The 17,617-nt window shown below is 57.5% G+C and carries 10 protein-coding genes; 5 read left to right on the top strand and 5 right to left on the bottom strand.

Features of this window, described 5'->3' with window-relative positions; translation table 11 throughout:
- Positions 1-11: 11 nt before the first annotated feature.
- From E1J53_RS11640 to E1J53_RS11625, 4 genes are all read right to left on the bottom strand, one after another.
- Positions 12-659, bottom strand: coding sequence for a TetR/AcrR family transcriptional regulator (locus E1J53_RS11640; RefSeq protein WP_134273123.1), 648 nt, complete (start codon positions 657-659; stop codon positions 12-14).
- A 60-nt stretch (positions 660-719) separates the two neighbouring features.
- Entirely contained in the window at positions 720-1,292 is a 573-nt protein-coding gene (locus E1J53_RS11635) for a pentapeptide repeat-containing protein (RefSeq protein ID WP_134273122.1), read from the bottom strand.
- 15 nt (positions 1,293-1,307) lie between these two features.
- Positions 1,308-1,772 (bottom strand): DUF2141 domain-containing protein, encoded by a 465-nt coding sequence (locus E1J53_RS11630; RefSeq protein WP_216650039.1) that lies wholly within the window; start codon positions 1,770-1,772, stop codon positions 1,308-1,310.
- A 320-nt stretch (positions 1,773-2,092) separates the two neighbouring features.
- On the bottom strand, positions 2,093-3,628 hold the full coding sequence (locus tag E1J53_RS11625; RefSeq protein WP_134273121.1) for a trypsin-like peptidase domain-containing protein: 1,536 nt from the start codon (positions 3,626-3,628) through the stop codon (positions 2,093-2,095).
- Between the two features lie 164 nt (positions 3,629-3,792).
- Here E1J53_RS11625 and E1J53_RS11620 point away from each other — a divergent pair, with 164 nt between their 5' ends.
- The 4 genes from E1J53_RS11620 (at position 3,793) to E1J53_RS11605 (ending at position 11,109) form a co-directional block, all read left to right on the top strand.
- On the top strand, positions 3,793-6,792 hold the full coding sequence (locus E1J53_RS11620; RefSeq protein ID WP_134273120.1) for a M1 family metallopeptidase: 3,000 nt from the start codon (positions 3,793-3,795) through the stop codon (positions 6,790-6,792).
- A gap of 66 nt (positions 6,793-6,858) precedes the next feature.
- Positions 6,859-7,362, top strand: coding sequence for a hypothetical protein (locus E1J53_RS11615; RefSeq protein WP_134273119.1), 504 nt, complete (start codon positions 6,859-6,861; stop codon positions 7,360-7,362).
- A 212-nt stretch (positions 7,363-7,574) separates the two neighbouring features.
- Positions 7,575-8,009, top strand: coding sequence for a DUF1801 domain-containing protein (locus E1J53_RS11610; protein ID WP_173021455.1), 435 nt, complete (start codon positions 7,575-7,577; stop codon positions 8,007-8,009).
- 169 nt (positions 8,010-8,178) lie between these two features.
- The gene (locus E1J53_RS11605) at positions 8,179-11,109 is read left to right on the top strand and encodes a S8 family serine peptidase (RefSeq protein ID WP_134273117.1); all 2,931 of its coding nucleotides are present in this window, start codon (positions 8,179-8,181) and stop codon (positions 11,107-11,109) included.
- Between the two features lie 64 nt (positions 11,110-11,173).
- Here E1J53_RS11605 and E1J53_RS11600 read toward each other — a convergent pair whose 3' ends face one another.
- Positions 11,174-12,652, bottom strand: coding sequence for a helix-turn-helix domain-containing protein (locus E1J53_RS11600; protein ID WP_134273116.1), 1,479 nt, complete (start codon positions 12,650-12,652; stop codon positions 11,174-11,176).
- A gap of 387 nt (positions 12,653-13,039) precedes the next feature.
- Between E1J53_RS11600 and E1J53_RS11595 the strand changes: the two genes are divergently transcribed.
- A complete protein-coding gene (locus tag E1J53_RS11595) occupies positions 13,040-17,470 on the top strand; it encodes a T9SS type A sorting domain-containing protein (RefSeq protein WP_134273115.1) in 4,431 nt (1,476 codons plus the stop codon).
- Positions 17,471-17,617: the final 147 nt, after the last annotated feature.

Raw genomic sequence — 17,617 nt, 5'->3', positions numbered from 1 at the left:
GCCAAAATTTTTTATTCTGCAAGGTCATTCAGTAGGGCCATCACCATGTTGTTGGTGCCCTGAATCATGTCGTCAACGTCAAGATTCAGGTTCTCACAACCGGGTAAATGCGTACCGTTATAGATGTCCAGCCGACAGGTGATCTTCAGGGAAACCATTCCGTGTACCATGGACCACAACATAAAACTCATCTTCAGCGGGTCCTTTTGGGGCAAACGCCCCTTCTGCATACATTCTTCCACCAGGGAAGAAAGTAGAGAATGCAGCTTGATGCCGGCTCGCCAGCCATCGCTTTCTTCCAGCGCCTGCATGGGGTGTTCCATCATGAACATCAGTCGGTACAGATCCGGGTTTTCTAGTCCGAATTGAATGTACCGCTCCCCAAGTCCCCGCAGGCGTTCCAGAGGGTCTTCGGCATTGGGTAAGCGCTGAATAAAGTCGAAGGCCCGTTCGAAGGCGGCCTCCTGCACGGCAAGAAAGAGCTCGTCTTTATCGCGGTAATAGAGGTATAGCGTGCCAACGCTGTACTCAATCCGCGCGGCGATCTTACGCATACTGACGTTGGCGTAAGTCTCTTCGCGAAAGAGTCCCGTTGCCGCTTCAATGATGCGACGGCGGAGGGCCTCTTTTTCCCGTTCTTTTCTTTCTTGTATACCCATTTGCCCTGAACAACGCTATAAAAATGAACAGCGTTCATTAGCGGGTAATTTTTTTTCGTCCTAGCGAATGACGATGCCAAAGGATTGTAGCAGGCCGGATAGCCCGTCGGAGGAGAAAACGGCCCCGCGAATCCGGTTTTGCCGCGGATCAATGTCGAAGCCACGGGCGGAAGACAGGTCGGTATCCCGCAGATCGGTATCCTGAAAGGTAGCGCGGGTCAGGTCGCATTCCTCCAGCGATAACTTGCGCAGATTGGCCTCCGTGAAGTCGACTTCCCGGAAGATGCACTGGCTGAAACTCGATTGCCGTAGGTCGAGGCCCACAAAGCTACTGTAGTCAAAGGTGGAGCCCCTGCCGTGGATGGCAAAAAGAAAATCACGACAATCCTCAAACCGCAGGGCCAGTAATTTGCAATCCTGAAAGTGCACGGTTTTGAAGGCGGTGCCCCCGACGGTTGCCCCGGTGAGGTCACAGTTGTCGAAGGTGCAGTCGGAGAATTCCCGTCCGTCCAGCGTCGCATTTCCGAAGCGGCAGTGGGTGAACCGGCAATTATCGTATTTGCCGGGCGGGAGGGCCCGTTCGGTGTAGTCTTGTTGGTGGAAGGTCTGGTCGGCGATGAACGGCTGGGACATGCGGCAAGATACCACTTACCACTTGCGCAACCGCAGCAATTGGTGCCGGTTATCCCGGCGGTAGACGAAGCTGACTTCCCCGAAGCGGGGCAGGCGCAACTTACTGCGCAGTTGACCGCTGAAGGCCCAGGGTTCGGCGGGAAGGCCAAGCCAGTTGGTGTCCAGTTCACCGTTGTCGTTCAGGTCGTGAAAAAGGCCCAGAGCGTATTCCTTACCCTCCACAAGTCCGTCGATGTCCATGGTTACGCTTCCCGTAGCGTTGACGCGGCAGGCCACCAGGCGGGCCTTGTCGCGGTTCAGAAAGTCTTCGCTGGATTCGTAGACGCCCACCCAGATGGTCCCGCTGGCCTGTTGTACGTTGGTGACGGCCAGGGCCAGAGCTCCAGTAGCCGCAACACGACCTTCTTTCTCCGGTGGTAAGACGGAAAACAGGGTCATCATACCCAGGCAGGTCAGTAAAAAAGCGGCGTTTGATCGCATACTACTAAGTACGGGAAATTGGGCCAAATGGATGCGTGGGGTCGGGATGAAATATGTCATTTAACGACGGAAACACCCGGCTAGCAGCAAAAAGATCTTTCTAAAGGCCCCACATGGGCTGAAACAATACGTTTACGTGATTGGAAGTAATTGACCTTTCCTGCTGAGTAAGGGGGCTTGAGTCATGCTCCATTTTTTTTGGATTGGCGACGGAGCGCAGGATGCCGCGTTTATCCCTGAAGCAGGCAAAAAAAGCGCCCCGTTCCGGGACGGAACGGGGCGCAACAAACCATTTGAGATCTTTAGTATCCTCGCGGGATTTACTGTTTTACGATGGCGTAGCTGACCGTGCGATCGGGATCGTCGGGGTAAACGCCCTCGAGGCGGATCGCCCCACGGCGGTTTTTGATGGTCTTCTGGAAGTCTTCAACGTCCTTTACGTTGCGGCCATCCACCTTGGTGATCACGAATCCGGGGCGGACTTTGGTCTGCTCGGAGATGATGCCCTCGTTGATGTCGGCTACGGTTACGCCGCCAACCACGCCGATTTCTTCGGCGGTATCTTCATCCAGGTTAACGAATTCAGCGCCCAGTTCCATGACTTCCTCTTCCGGAGCCTTGGGGCGAACTACGTCCGTGGTGCCGTCTTCATTTTTCAGCGTGGCCACGGCGGTGCGTTCCTTGCCGGCCCGCTCGTAGGTCAGGGTCACCTGATCACCCGGACGGCGGCGACCGAGTTGCTCCAGCAGTTCACTGTTGCGCAGGGTCGTAACCCCGTCGACCCCCAGGATGACGTCGCCCGTCTGTAGTCCGGCTTCTTCCGCGGCACTGTTGGGGGTTACCTCACTGATGTAGACGCCGTTGTCGCGGTCGATGCCCTGCTCGTCGGCAAAGGCCGTGTTCAGTTCAATGATGCGGGCACCGAGCAGTCCACGCTGCACGACACCAAATTCGCGTAGGTCTTCCACGACTTTCTTTACGATGGCCGAGGGCACCGCGAAGCTGTAGCCCGCGAATACGCCCGTCGGGCTGCTGATGGCGGTGTTGATGCCGATCAGGTCACCGTTGATGTTGACCAGGGCACCACCACTGTTGCCGGGGTTGACCACGGCATCCGTCTGGATGAAGGATTCGATGGCCAGCTCGCCGCCACTGCGGCGAACGATGTCGATACTCCGCCCCTTGGCGGAGACGATACCGGCCGTCACCGTACTCGTCAGGCTGAAGGGATTGCCCACGGCTACGACCCATTCACCGATCTTGACTTCGTCACTGTTGGCAAACTTGATCGTGGGCAGGTTCTCCCCCTTGATTTTGATGAGGGCGATGTCCGTCGTGGGGTCCGTGCCGATGACTTCAGCCTCGTAGGTACGCTGGTCGTCCAGGACTACTTCCAGGTTTTCGGCGCCCTCTACCACGTGATTGTTGGTGGCGATGTAGCCGTCGGGACTGATGATCACACCAGAGCCGCTCCCCTGCTGCAGGGGCGCTTCCCGGCGGGGGCTGCGGCCCTCGCTATCGGGATTGCCGAAGAGATCGCGGAAGGCATCGGGAATTTGGTCGGGCGTCATGCCGAAGGGCAGCCCGTTGCCCCGTCCACCGGAGGCCTGCTTACTGGCCTTAATGTGCACCACGGCGGGTACGGCCTTTTCGGCGGCCACCGAAAAACCTTCCGTGGGGGCGGGATTAACGTTAACGGTGGTGGCGGGGTCCGCAAAGTTGGCGTAGTTCGTGGCGGGCTGGGGGGCCACCTCCACGTATTTAACCTGCTCGTTCCAGCCAAATAACTGAGCGCCGCCGAGGGCGGCGAGACCACCGACTACGGCGGCCAGCACGATGAACAGAAATTTTTTCATTTGATTGGTTTTATTTTCCTTAAGTGGGGAATCTCAATAGAAAACACAGGGGTAAGACCATTTGATCGGCCTTTTGGTTGGTTTCCTTAAGGTTCATTAACAATATTTAACGCCCGGGGGTCTTCTCTCCGGGAACTACCTTCGCAGCTACCCAATATCCATCCATGCGGACGCTACTGATTTTCCTGTTTCTGACGGCCAACCTCTACGCTCAGAACGACGATTACTTCCAGCAAAAGGTTGCGTACGCCATCCAGGCGGAGCTCGACGATGAGCGGCACCTGCTGCACGCCCAACTGGACCTCACCTACGAAAACAATTCTCCGGACACCCTGCGGCAAATCGCCTTCCACTGCTGGCCGCGGGCCTACGCCTCCGACGAAACGGCCCTGGCCGCCCAACTGCTGCGACAGGGCAACACTGACTTCCACTTCGCCCCGCCCTCCGCGCGGGGAAACCTCGACAGCCTCTCCTTCACCGCCAATGGCCGGCCGGCGGAGCACGCCACGGACGAAACCCACCGAGACATCGTGTGGGTTGCCCTGCCCGAACCCCTGCTGCCGGGTACCTCAATTGCCCTTTCCACGCCCTTTCGGGTCAAAATCCCCGAGAGTTTTTCCCGGCTCGGCCACGTGGAAACTTCCTACCAAATGACGCAGTGGTACCCCAAACCCGCCGTGTATGACCGGGACGGCTGGCACGCAATGCCCTATCTGGACCGGGGGGAGTTTTACGGTGAATTCGGCTCCTTTGACGTATCCATTACGCTACCGAGAAATTATCGCGTGGCGGCCACGGGCACGCTGGAAACGGCAGCGGAGCGCCAGTGGCTGCGGGAGCTGGCCGTCGCCGACCGCCGGGACCTGGCGGTCCGGCAGGACCTGGAAGACTACTTCCTCTACGAAGCCTTCCCCGCTTCGGAAAGGGAACAAAAAACCATCAGGTATTCGGCCGAAAACGTACACGACTTTGCCTGGTTTGCCGACAAGCGGTTCAAGGTGCTCCACGATACGCTGCAGCTGACGGAGAGGGCCGGTGCGGTGGACGTCTGGTCGTTCTTCACCGAAACGGAAGCCGCCTACTGGAAGAATTCTCTGACCTATCTGAAGCGCGCCACCCGCTTTTATTCGGACCACATTGGCGTCTATCCCTACCCCCAGGTGACCGGGGTGCAATCGGCCCTCAGCGCCGGAGGGGGGATGGAGTACCCCATGATTACGGTCATCGGCCTCAACGATACGGAAAAAGATCTGGATCAGGTACTCGCTCACGAAGTGGGGCACAACTGGTTTTACGGTATTCTGGGGAGTAACGAACGGGACCACCCCTGGATGGACGAAGGGCTGAACAGCTACTACGAATGGCGGTACCTCCGGGAATACTATCCGGAGGAAGAAGGGGACCTCGACTTCCTGGGGCAACCCGTCGATTTTCACCGCCTGGGATACCGCTATATGGCGTTGCTGGGACGTGACCTGGCGCCCGATACCCGCAGCGACAGCCTCGTGGACATGCACTACTGGATTGCCGCCTACAGCAAACCGGCTTTGGCGCTGCAGGAAATCGCGGCCTACACCGGGGAGCATGCCCTGGATGAGGCGATGCGTTTCTACTACGCCACCTGGAAATTTCGTCACCCGGGCCCCGAGGACTTCTTCCGGACCCTGGAGGGTACCCTGAGCCCGGCCCTGGGCCGGGCCTTCCGCGACGCGATGGCCACCCGTAAGATCAGCGACTGGAACGTCGCAGACTGGACGCCGGGCGATCCGTCCACCGCCCGTTTCTGGCAACTCGGGGACCGCATGGCACCTGCGACCGCGCAACTAATTCTTGCCGAAAAAGGAGCGGGGTCTACCGTCACGGTCGATCCTCAGGAGCAGTACCTGGCCGAGGACCTCCCCCTTTCTCTCGGGGTGGAGCTTCCGGCCGCCCTGAATCCCCTGGACCTGTACCTGCACAACAACCGCCAGGGAAACAATGCGCTCCGACTGAGCCTGCTCACCGCCCCGGAGCGCCCCGGCGGACGACAGTTGTTTGTCACCCCGCTGCTGGGCTACAACGCCACCGATCGGGTGATGCTGGGGGCGGGGCTGCACAACCGCACGCTCGAACCCAAACGCCTCGAATGGGCCCTGGCGCCCATGTACAGTTTCGCCAGCGACGCCCTGGTGGGCTTTGCCGGACTGCGGTGGCGCCTGCGGGAACCCTTCCCCTTCGCCCGACAGTTGATGCTCTCGGCGGGAACCCAGGGATTTCACGACTTCAGCTTTGCGGAGGAGAATTATCACTATACCCGTGCGGCCCTGCGGGCCGAGCTCACCTTCAGGGACCATCCCCTCACGGAGCGTCACCGGCAGCTGAGCTTCCAGTTGATTAACCTTTCCCGATTCCGCCCCCGCTTCGGAAACAGCGGCAACCTGATCGGAACCGACCGCCGGGAGAACCAGTTCTTCCGACTGGCCTACGCGCAAAGGAAAGACCGGGAGATCAACTCGAGGAGCTGGACAATCCGCCTGGAGTACAAAACCGAAGATTCACGCCGCGATTCCCCGCTGGAGACTGCTCACCTCCGCCTGGATACGGAATGGAGCGGGGGCTACCAGTACGAGCCCGAACGCTTCTTTCGCTGGCGATTCTACGGCGGGTATTTCCTGGACAATGACCTCCGGGAGCGGGCAAGTTATCCCAATACGGCCCTGTCGCTGGTGGATAATGCCAGCAGTGATTACGCCGCCGACGGCCTTTTCCTGGGCCGTGGCGGAACGGGTATCTACGCCCAGCAGCTGGAAACCCGGCAGGGAGGTTTCCGGGCACCGATTGCCCCGGCTTTCACCTTCGGCCGCAGTAACGACTACCTCCTGGCCGTCAACCTGGACGCCACGCTTCCCTTCCAGCCCGAGCGCTTTCCCTTCGGCGTCTTTCTCGACGCGGGCACCTACGGCTTTCGCCCCACGAGCTCGGAACCCGCTCGGGGAGAATTTCGCTGGGTCGGAGGACTTTCGGTGACGGTACTGGACGGCCGAATTGGCGCCTACCTGCCCCTGGTTAGTGATCCGGATACCCGACTACTATTGGAACAACGGGGCGGGCTGTCCGAGCGAATCAGTTTCCGGATCAGCCTCGCCGACTGGCTTCCCTGGAAGTGGATGGATGAGGTTTTTTAGAATAGTGGGCTCCGTGGCTATCTTCGGGCCAGAAAAGCGCCTCGCCAAGCCACCGAACACTTCGACATGACCATCAACGATTTTTTTCAGTACACCCTCGACCACCCCGCTAACGTCGTGTTTTACTTCTGCCTCATCCCGTTCGCGGCCCTGCTGGCTGGATGGATGGAGCGTGAAGAAGGACACCTTCCCCCCTGGAATTACCTCTACAGCACCCTAGTGTACCTGGTGGCCGTTCCGGCCATCCTGTCGCTGGCCTTCACGGTCTACAAGTGGCTGTTTGAGCGGGGCAGTATTCTAAACGCCAATCTTCTCGTGCAGGTGCTTCCCCTGGCCAGTATGTTGCTCACCTTTTACATCGTCAAGCGGCAGGTACGGATCGAAGCGCTGCCCGGGTTTAACCGGCTTGGCGGACTGGTGATGATGATCGCCGGCGCGCTGGCCATCATGTGGTTCATCGAACGGGTGCGGATCGTCGTGTTCAGCTACATGCCCATCCAGTACTTACTGCTGATTTTCCTGGTGCTGCTTTTCCTGATTCGGTTTGGTTGGCGCCGCATGGCGAAGTAGGGGATTCCCCGCGGTATTTTTTTGCACGGGGTGTGAAGTGAAACGGAATACTCGGCTCAGCCGGTACCGGTGCAAGCTTTCTTCCGGCGGCCGTAGTATTTTCGGGTAATCCTAAACGATTTGAGGTTAGGGGGTAGATGGCCATCAAAGGATTATCGAGAACAAACCAAACGATTGATTGCGTTCTCGAAGCGTCCGAAAAATCACAGATATTGAGGTCCTTTGAGTGTCGCCAGGGGGCCATCCTCACGGTAAAAATGTTTGCGCCCATGGAACAGGTGGACAATTTCATTTATCGGTTCGACGGGGCCCAGCGCAAGATTTTGCGGTACCTGCATGAATTGCTGACGGAGGAATTTCATCTGGAGGCAAAAATTCGGTACAAGATTCCCTTCTATTACGGCCGCACCTGGATCTGTTACCTGAACCCCATCAAAAATGAGGGTATTGAATTTGCCTTCGTCCGGGGTAAGGAGTTGTCCAATCACCAGGGGGTGCTGGATCATCGGGAGAGAGTACAGGTGGCGGGTATCGAAGTTTACCAACTGGCGGATTTTCCCCGCGAAGAAATGATCGAAGTCATCCACGAAGCCGTTCTTCTGGACGAAACCACCCCCTACCGGGTTACGCGAAGGCCCAAAGACTGATGAGGTTTCCGAGTCATAATCAGGACACAAGCGGTAATCCATGGTGGGAATTGTCCTCAATTGTCTTACTTTTCCACGACGCCAAGTGACAAAGTGCGCCGCAGATGGTGTACAAGTATTTGTCTTTCCGGTCACCAGCGTTCCATGAACCGTTATTAACTCTTCCCTCATGTATTTGCGTCTATCGGTCGCTCTCGGTTTCTTACTTCTCCTCTTCACCGCACCTGCCCTGACGGCTCAACAGCTGGACTATCGCCAGGGAGAGCTCATCGTCCAGTTCTCACCGGACGTAGACGGCAAAACCTGGATCGTACAGCATCCCGAAATTGACGACTGGCGGCTCCTTGGCCGGACGATGAATACGTATTTGGTGTACTTCGACCACGATCGGTTCGGGGAGCGCCACCTCCGGGAGCGCTACTGGCGCGACGCGGGGGTAGTCAACGTGCAGTTGAATCATCTGGTCGAGATGCGCCGCCGCCCCAACGATCAGCGTTATAATGATCAATGGTACTTCCGGAACGTCGGCCAGATCGGCGGCGTTACCGGTGCCGACATTGCCGCGGAACTTGCCTGGGATACCACGACGGGAGGGCTGACCGGAGCCGGAGACACCATCGTCATTTGCGTGATTGATGCGGGTATTGACCTGGACCACGAAGATTTGGTGGACAACACCTGGATCAACCGCGACGAAATTCCGGGCAACGGAATGGATGACGACAACAATGGTTATGCCGACGACGTCTTTGGCTGGAACACGGCCAACAACAATAACAACGTCGATGCGGGAGGAGACAGCCACGGCAGTGCCGTATCGGGCATCATTGGTGCCCGCGGGGATAATTCCATTGGCATTGCGGGCATCAACTGGACGGTAAAGGTGATGCAGGTACGGAACAACTTCAATTCCTCGGAAAGCGAGGTGGTGGAAGCCTACAGCTATGCCCTGGACGCCCGGAAAGATTATGACGCCAGCGGAGGAACGGCCGGAGCCTACGTGGTGGCCACCAACGCCAGCTGGGGGCGTAACCGGGGACAGGCCGACGAAAGTCCGATCTGGTGTGCGCTCTACGATTCTCTCGGACGGAGGGGGATTTTGAATATGGGGGCAGCGGCCAACATTAACCTGGACGTGGAGGTAGAGGGTGATTTGCCCACCACCTGTCCCTCCGAATACCTGATCGGAGTATCCAGCGTGACGACCTTCGACGAACGGGAAAATGGTTCGGCCTTCGGTGCGGTATCCATCGATCTGTCGGCCTACGGGCGGGACGTGTTCTCCCTACAGTACGGAAACACCTACGGCAACGAAACGGGCACCTCTTTCGCCACGCCCATGGTCACCGGGGCCGCTGGCCTGCTCTTTTCCGCGCCCTGCGATCGCTTTCAGCAACTGCTTCGTGCTGACCCTCCCGCTGCGGCCCTGTTTGTACGGGAGGTTATCCTATCCACTACCCGACAGAACGCTGATCTGGCGGGGCTGACCGTCACGGAGGGAGTACTTGACCTGGGAGCTGCCATGACCGAAATGATGAGCCGCTGCGACGATTGCCTGCCGCCCACCAGCTTTACCGTACAACCCGTTACGGATTCGCCCAATGGGTTAGTAATTGATTGGCGTGCGATTGAAGACGTGGAGCCCATCACCCTACGGTACCGCCTGACGGGGACGGAAGACTGGACTTCCGTGGCCAACGCCACGGCTCCCTTCCTAATCGAAGAATTACCCACCTGTACCTCCTATGACGTACAGCTCCTCGGGGCCTGCGAACAAGATGAGGTCGCCACGGAAATTATCACCGCTTCCACCGACGGGTGTTGCGTGATCCCCGAAGATTTTCGGGTGGAGGCTTTGTCCGACCAGCGGTTTTTTGCCAGCTGGACGGATCTGCTGGCGGCCCGCCGCTATCGCGTGCGCTACCGACCCGTCGGCACCATGGTGTGGGATACGAGTATTACCACGCAGTCCATCCTGATCATTTCCGGCCTGGAGGCCTGCACGGAATACGAACTAGAGTTCAGTACCGACTGTGACACCACCGTGTTGGCGTTTGGCGATCGGCAGCAGCTACTGTCCACCGGCTGTGGTGCCTGCGTCGAAGAGGACTACTGCCAGCCCGTACCTTTTGACAACAACCGGGAGTGGATTCAGTCCGTCAATCTGGCCAACTTGTTCAACAACAACAGTGGAGCCAACGGCAACGGCTACGGTGATTTCGGGGAGCGATCCTCGCAGTTGCTGGTACCCGGAGGGGTGTACCCGATTACCGTCACCCCGGGCTTTTCCGAAAATGAGGAATCGGAGGCTTTCCGGGTGTACGTGGACTGGAACCAGGACGGATTTTTCAGTTCCAACGAAGTCGCGGCGGAGGGGAACAATCCCCTCGGAGGCTCCTTTGAACAAGAGATCGTCGTTCCGCAGAACGCGGACCCGGGCCTGACGCGGATGCGAATCGTCATGCAGTACCCCACCATTAGGGGAGGTGCCTGCCCGAATATTTCCGGGGAAGGAGAAATTGAAGATTACTGTATTCGGGTAGGGGCCGTGGATGGGTGCCCACCCCCCCGAAACCTGACGGCAAGTTTCGACGAAGACAACGGTACTACCACCCTGGTCTGGTCAGCCTCCGCGGCACCCGGAAGTGAATACGTGGCCCGCTACCGGCTGCGTGGAACCACCGACGCCTGGACGGAGCTAAGCGTGAGCACCAACCAGGTGGTCATTGCGGGCCTTAACTTATGCGCGGCCTACGAAGTGGAAGTGGCCAGTCAGTGCGACGAAGCCGTGGGAGAGTTTCGCCTTTTCCGCTTCATGGACGACTGCACCTTTACCCGTGACCTTGCGCTGAATCCCTCCAGTTGGTCTTTGGGCCCCAATCCCGCCGTTGACCAGCTCACGGTCAGTTGGCGGCACGACCTTCTCCGTCCGGAATGTTATCTCTACGCGCCGGACGGACGGCTACTGAATTTTCTTCCGGGAGGGGAGACTGACCGGATAGCTTTCCGGGTGGACGCACTGCCTGCGGGTCTGTACTTCGTTCGTCTCCTCACCGCAGACGGGCGTAGCGGTGTGCGTAAGGTGGTGGTTAAAAAGTAAGCTTATGTTCCGTGTTGCCAAGCGACACGCTTGCGGCAGGTTTGCCGGTCGTTCGGGCTAAAAACTACTCGGATTCGAGCTTCTTCAGGGCGGCCTTCATGTCCCGGTATTTGTTTCGCCGGTTGACGATGACCGGTTCGGCGGCCCGTACCTTACAATCTTCAATGGGGCAGCGTTCACAGGTGGTGTTCACTTCCCGGAAGGGAATGGACGGATCGTCGGCCCAGTTGATTTCCCGTCGCACGTCTTCATTGAGGAGAAGTCCCAGCGTGACGCTGACGTTTTCGTTGGGGGAAGGATAATTTGTCCGGGCGAGGGTCAGACAGAGGTACTCATCCTCCGTGTCGAAGTAGTGGCTTTTCTGGATGTCAATCAGCGTAGCTTCTTCCTGGGCTTCCGGCAGGTCCCGCAGCAGGCTGATGCTGATCCAGCGTCGGCAGTAGTGTTCAAAGAGTCCGTTTTCGTGGGGGTGGTGCCGCCGTTGCAGGTGAAGCTCCTTGTCGATGGCAAAGGTGTCGTTTTCCCGCTCGTGGAGAAAGCGCAGGAAAAAGAGTTGTTTGATGCCAAAGAAGGTCGGGATAACGTTGGTCAGCCGGTGATAGAACATTTCCGGCGTGGCGTTGAAGCGTTGCATGATGGCCTGGAAGGCGTTGGCGTCCCAGGTGGGGCGGCCAAAAAATTCCCGTAGTGCGTTCACGAACGGATCCCGGGGGATGTGCAGGGCTACGCTGAAGTAGGTGGCCTTACTGTGGTTGAGTACTTCCTCAAACACCCGGCTGCGCTGCAGGCTACTGGTGTTGGCCCGTTCCTTGAGCTTGAGGTAGTTGAAGGCGAGTTCCTTGCCAAATTGGAAGCTCCGTTGTACGGGGGTCAGGGCGCCATTGAGCAGGAGCTGTTGTTTTCCAGGAAGGTAAACGGACCGCAGATGCGCCAATTCTGGATGGTCATCCAGACCGTGAGGGACAATGTCGTACCCGTACTCTTCCTCTAGTAGCTGAGCCAGCATCCGGGGCGGGAGGGGCCGCAGGGAAGGGAGCTTATGGTGATGGGCGAAATTTTCTACGGCGGCTTCGAGTTCCGGGAAATAATTGTCATTAAGTTCCAGGTAGGAGCGGAGGGCCGCGAAATAGAAGTTTTCTTCCCGTAACGCGTACGAGCGGGAAAGCTCCAGGAGGGTGGAAATGAAGGCGCCTACCCGCATGGGGGCCTGGGCTATGATCTCGGCAACTTTGCTAAGTTCAATGCCAAAGAGTTCGAGCGGGAGTTCGTTGAGGAAATTGGATTGCAGCAGTTGGGTAACCGGTGCCAGGTTTCGGCCCAGTTCGTCACTCGTCAGGTCCTTTACCGTGGTGCCCAGGGCTTTTGCCAGGTTGACCACCTTATCTTCCTTGGGGAATTTTTTCCCCTTTTCGATTTCGTTCAGGTAGGACAGCGACATCCCCGTAGCCTTGGAGAGCTCCGCAAAGGAAAGCCCCAGCTGCTGCCGAAGTTGTTTGACCTTCAGGCCAAAAATGATTTTCTCGTTGGCGGTTTTTGCCTTCATTGCGGCCAAAATAACCAGTACGCGGCGAAATTTCGCAAAAATGCGCTAAATGACCCCACTGGAGTTGGTGCATTTGCTTTGCGTGCTGATGGCGATTTACGGAAAGTCGAGTTGAGGGAAGTCTCCTGAACGTCCGGATTTACCCAGGGAAAGGTGCGGGTGATGGGGGCTTCTCAACGGCACGAAAAACCGCCAATTCACGGCCCTTTAACCTTACTGGCGTTAAAGTCTGCGAATTTTCCCATGAGGTTATTACCTTTGTTTGGAATGTCACCCTGGCATAAACCGACCGACTAACTACTCGTTCGATCTATTGATCGGGCAAAAGCTTTGAGAAAAGGGGTGAGTTCACTTGTAGCTTTTTGTAATCTCAAGAATCGTAATCTTATGAAATTAGTCCTACGCTGTTGTTTTCTTGCGTTGGCGTTTTTATTCACCCAGCTGGCATTTGCTCAGGGCACGGTTAACCTCGCCGTTGTCGCCGAGTTGAACGTTACCCTTAACGATAACTGTCAGGCACTCATTATTCCAGAAGAGTTGTTAACGGGTGATTTTGACGAAGATGGTGACGGAATCGATGTGCCGTTTTCCGCCTTTACCGTAGTGGTTGAGGATGGAAACGAAGAGAACGGAAACGTTCTGGATGGTTGTGGCACTTTCCTCGTTCGCATCACCGCCAATGAATTGGTGTTAGGCTTTACTACGGCCTGGGCGACCATTAACGCCGAAGACAAAACCTCTCCGATTATCACGGAGCTTCCGGAAGCTCCGGAAGGCCCCCTCTACTGCTTTGACCTGGCGGACGTCAGTATTACGATGCTGGACAACGAGATCAGCCGTTGCTACCGCTACAATACGCGCACCAATACGGTCCTGCCCGGGACCCTTAACCCCGCACTTGAAGACCGGCTGCTCGCTGGCGGCGGGCTCCCGGTAGTTACGGATAACTGTTCCGAGGAAGTTGAAATCTGCGTTAACGATATCCTGACCACCGACCCCGAATCGCCGGAATGCAACGACGTCATTCTGACACGGACCTTTACGGCCACCGACGGTGCCTGCCAGAATGCTCCGGGAGAGGCAAACGACCCCGCCGTAGCCAGCTACGACATCGTCTTCCTGCGCCCCAGCCTGGCCGACGTCAACACGGATAACGTCCCCGCTTCCGTAGCGATCGAATGTACCGATCCCCGGGCTGCCGGACTGAATCCCGGAGAAATTCCCGCCCCCAGCGAGGACGATCTGCCCTTCATCCCCGGACCGGACGGTACCAATATCCCCCTCGTCATTGGCGATGGCTCGGACCTGTGTAACATCGGTCTGACCTACGAAGACAGCGCACCGCTCTTCACCTGCGACCAGAGCTGGAAGATCGTGCGTACCTACACCATCATTGACTGGTGTAACCCCAACGAAGTAGAAACCGTTACGCAAACGGTTAAGGTAGGCGACTTTACCGCTCCTACCTTTACGGCACCCACCCAGGACCGGAACTTTGACGGTATCGTTGACGACGGCCCACTCGTGTTTCAAACCAATGCCGGCAACGTCTGCGGCGCGTACATCCGCCTGGATCAGCCCTCCATTACGCTGACCGACGCCTGCTCCGACGACATCAGTCTCAAAGCGGACGTTTACCCCTTTGGTGACCTTGACGGAGCCCCCATCGGCACCTTCAACCTCAACCTGAACGACATTGCTCCGGAAATCGGAGGGCCTTTCCCCGCCGGGGATCACATCATTCGTTATACCTACACCGACGAGTGTGGCAATTTCGAATCTACCGACGTAGACATCACCATCGTTGACCGTACGGCGCCCGTCGCCCGTTGTGAAGATGGCCTGAACGTAACCCTGACCTCCGGTTCGGCTCCCGACGGAACCCTGACCGGATCGGCGGTCATTACGCCGGAAATGATCGACGGGGGAACCACCGACGACTGTTCGGACGTTTCCCTCAGCATCGGACGGGTGCGTCAACTCGAGGACGGAACCTACCAGTTGCTGCCCGGCGCCACCTATGGTCCGGAACTGCGGCTGACCTGTGAAGACCTTGGCGACGTACTCGTCGGTCTCCGGGCCGAAGACGAAGAGGGTAACGTCAATTACTGTTGGCTCTCCATTCTGGTAGAAGACAAGCTACGGCCCACCTGTCTGGCTCCGGCACCGGTGACCATTACCTGTAGCCAGTACACCGAGACGCTGCCGGCCGACATTACCGAAGCTTCTAACGAAGAGCTCAACGCGGCCTTCGGTACGCCCACCGGACTGGACAACTGTGAAGTGAACGTGCTACAGTTCGTGCACGGCGACGTCAACAGCTGTGGCGTTGGACAAATCACGCGGACCTTCCGGGTTGTGGACGGGCAGGGACTGACCAACGTGGAGCCCTGTTCCCAGATTATTGACGTAATCGGTGTGCACGAATACACCATCATCTTCCCCGGAGATGAAGACGTCATCTGCCGGATGGAGCCTTCGGTCGGACAGATTGAGGTCATCGAAAGCGATTGTGACCTGATTACGGCAGAAATTACCGTAGATACCTTCCAGAGCCAGGTCGACGAGTGCTACAAACTGGAAATCACCCACCGGGTGATCAACTGGTGTGAGTACAATACCTTCGGGCAGCCCTACCTGATCCCCCGGGATTATGACCAGGACAACAATATCTACGAGCGGACCTTCCTGTATATCGACCCCCAGGACATTTACAAGCGGGGTGATGACATTGCCTACCTGGACAACGACAATAACCGTCTGAACAACGGCTTCCGCCGCTTACTGGACGACGGCGACGACAACGACGGCACGAACGACAACAACGGCGACGACAACATCGACAACAATCCCTACGGCACGGACTTTAGCCGGGGAGCTTTCGATTACGTCCAGTTCGTTCGCATATTCGACGAGGTGCCGCCACAAATCGTGACGAGCGATCTGGAAGAATGCTTCGAAGCACTGAGCATCAACTGTACCGGAGACGTCACGCTGCAGTTTGAGCTGACCGACGACTGTACGGCCCCCGATCAGGTGCGCGCCCGGATTGAACTGGACCAGGACTACGACGGCCTTGAATTCGTACGCAGCCGCTTCCTCCTGGACACAGAGTTCTCGGATAACGACGAGGGCGACTTTACCGTCCTGCTGGAAAATGTACCCGTTGGCACCCACGCGATTCGCATTCAGGGAGCGGACGGATGTGGTAACTATGACGTGGAGGTCATTGAATTTTGCGTCGAGGACGCCAAGGCCCCGACCCCCATCTGTATTCCTCAGTTGACGGTCACCCTGATGCCCAACGGCGACGGTACCGGCATGGCGGCCATCTGGGCCACCGATTACGTGGCCAGTCCCGTTGACGACTGCTCGGGAGACGTTACCTACTCCATCTACACGGCCATCGAGGCGGGAGAGCCCGGCTTTACCCCCGCTCCCGGTCGTGACGGCATTATTCTGGACTGCGACAGTGACCAGACGGTTCCCGTTCGGGTATATGCCTTCGATCCTACCGGACTGGGTGATTACTGTTCTGCCTTCGTGCTGGTGCAGCGGGCCGAAAATGCCTGCGTAAGCGACGCTACGGGCAGTATTTCCGGTGCCATCATTTCGGAGAACGGCAATACCGTTGGCGGTGTTTCTCTTCTTCTTTCCGGTGCTACGGAAAGCCGCACTGACGTAAGTGGCGTAGACGGAACGTACAACTTCGAAAACCTGCAGGTTGGTGAAGATTACACCATTGACGCCGTCTTTGATAGCTACATCAACCACAGCCAGGGGGTATCTACCCTGGACCTGGTGCTGATCACCCGCTACATTCTGGGGCTTGATGAGTTGCATTCTCCCTACCAGCGCCTGGCGGCGGACGCCAATAACGATAAGGAAATTTCCGTACAGGACATCATTTCGATTCGTCGACTGATTCTTGGGCTCGACGACAGCTACCAGGCGAATTCGGCCTACCGGTTTGTCGATGCGAGTTTCATTTTCCCCGTACCGACCAACCCCTGGGCCACCAATTTCCCCGAGGTAGTCAACGAGAATAACCTGAGCGCCAGCGTAAGGGACGCCGACTTCATTGCCATCATGATTGGTGACGTGAACGGAAACGGCTTCAACAACTTCAACTCCGGCAGCAACGCCCGCCCCCGCACGGGTGCCGTTGATCTGGAGCTCCCCAACCAACTGCTGAAAACGGGTGAAACCTACGAGATTCCGCTCCTGGCTGGAGCAGCTTCTTCCCTGGTGGGCCTGCAAACCACTCTGGAGGCGAAAAACGGATTGGAAATCCTCGACGTCGTCCCCGGCCAGGTAGGCGGTGGCCTGATGAACCTCCGGCAGTTGGAACGTGGACGTTTCGCCTTCAGCTACAACAATGAGGCCGGACTGGGCGACGGCGCGCCGGTGCTGAGTTTACGGGTGAAGGCAACGACTGATATGCTTCTGAGCGATGGCCTTACGCTATCTGACGGCATGGTCTTCTCCGAGGGATACAACACCGCCGGACTGACGGTAGGACTCGCCCTGAACTTTGTCGGAACGGAAGAAGTACTTGCGGTCAATCGTCTTCTCCAAAACATTCCGAACCCGGTTCGGGAGCAAACGACGATCCGCTTCGAGCTCATCAAGGACGGGGTCGTGAGCCTCTCCGTGCTGGATATGACCGGAAAGCTGGTGCTGACCCGCGAGATCGCGGGAGCAGCTGGTGCCAACCAGGTCGTACTGGACCGGGCAGCCCTCGGCGCAGCCGGTGTACTAACGTATACGCTCACGGGAGATGACTTCTCCCTCAGCCGGAAAATGGTGGTGCAGTAACCCATTAGAATGCTCGCCATAAAAAACGCCCCGCTGTTCAACAGCGGGGCGTTTTTTATGGCGCCACAAAGGTCCCTGGCATCCTGCGGTGACGCCCAATCACTCCACGAGCCGCCGGATAGACAATGCCCTGATGGTGAGGCGTAA

Source organism: Lewinella sp. W8 (genome assembly GCF_004375085.3).
Classification (GTDB): Bacteria; Bacteroidota; Bacteroidia; order Chitinophagales; family Saprospiraceae; genus Neolewinella.
Note: the sequence above shows the minus strand (reverse complement) of the source record. Positions and strands in the feature narration are given on the sequence as shown.

Excerpts from the sequence above, each read along its gene's own strand:
- E1J53_RS11640 (WP_134273123.1), bottom strand. The coding sequence starts at position 659 with ATGGGTATACAAGAAAGAAAAGAACGGGAAAAAGAGGCCCTCCGCCGT.
- E1J53_RS11635 (WP_134273122.1), bottom strand. The coding sequence starts at position 1,292 with ATGTCCCAGCCGTTCATCGCCGACCAGACCTTCCACCAACAAGACTAC.
- E1J53_RS11630 (WP_216650039.1), bottom strand. The coding sequence starts at position 1,772 with ATGCGATCAAACGCCGCTTTTTTACTGACCTGCCTGGGTATGATGACC.
- E1J53_RS11625 (WP_134273121.1), bottom strand. The coding sequence starts at position 3,628 with ATGAAAAAATTTCTGTTCATCGTGCTGGCCGCCGTAGTCGGTGGTCTC.
- E1J53_RS11620 (WP_134273120.1), top strand. The coding sequence starts at position 3,793 with ATGCGGACGCTACTGATTTTCCTGTTTCTGACGGCCAACCTCTACGCT.
- E1J53_RS11615 (WP_134273119.1), top strand. The coding sequence starts at position 6,859 with ATGACCATCAACGATTTTTTTCAGTACACCCTCGACCACCCCGCTAAC.
- E1J53_RS11605 (WP_134273117.1), top strand. The coding sequence starts at position 8,179 with ATGTATTTGCGTCTATCGGTCGCTCTCGGTTTCTTACTTCTCCTCTTC.
- E1J53_RS11600 (WP_134273116.1), bottom strand. The coding sequence starts at position 12,652 with ATGAAGGCAAAAACCGCCAACGAGAAAATCATTTTTGGCCTGAAGGTC.
- E1J53_RS11595 (WP_134273115.1), top strand. The coding sequence starts at position 13,040 with ATGAAATTAGTCCTACGCTGTTGTTTTCTTGCGTTGGCGTTTTTATTC.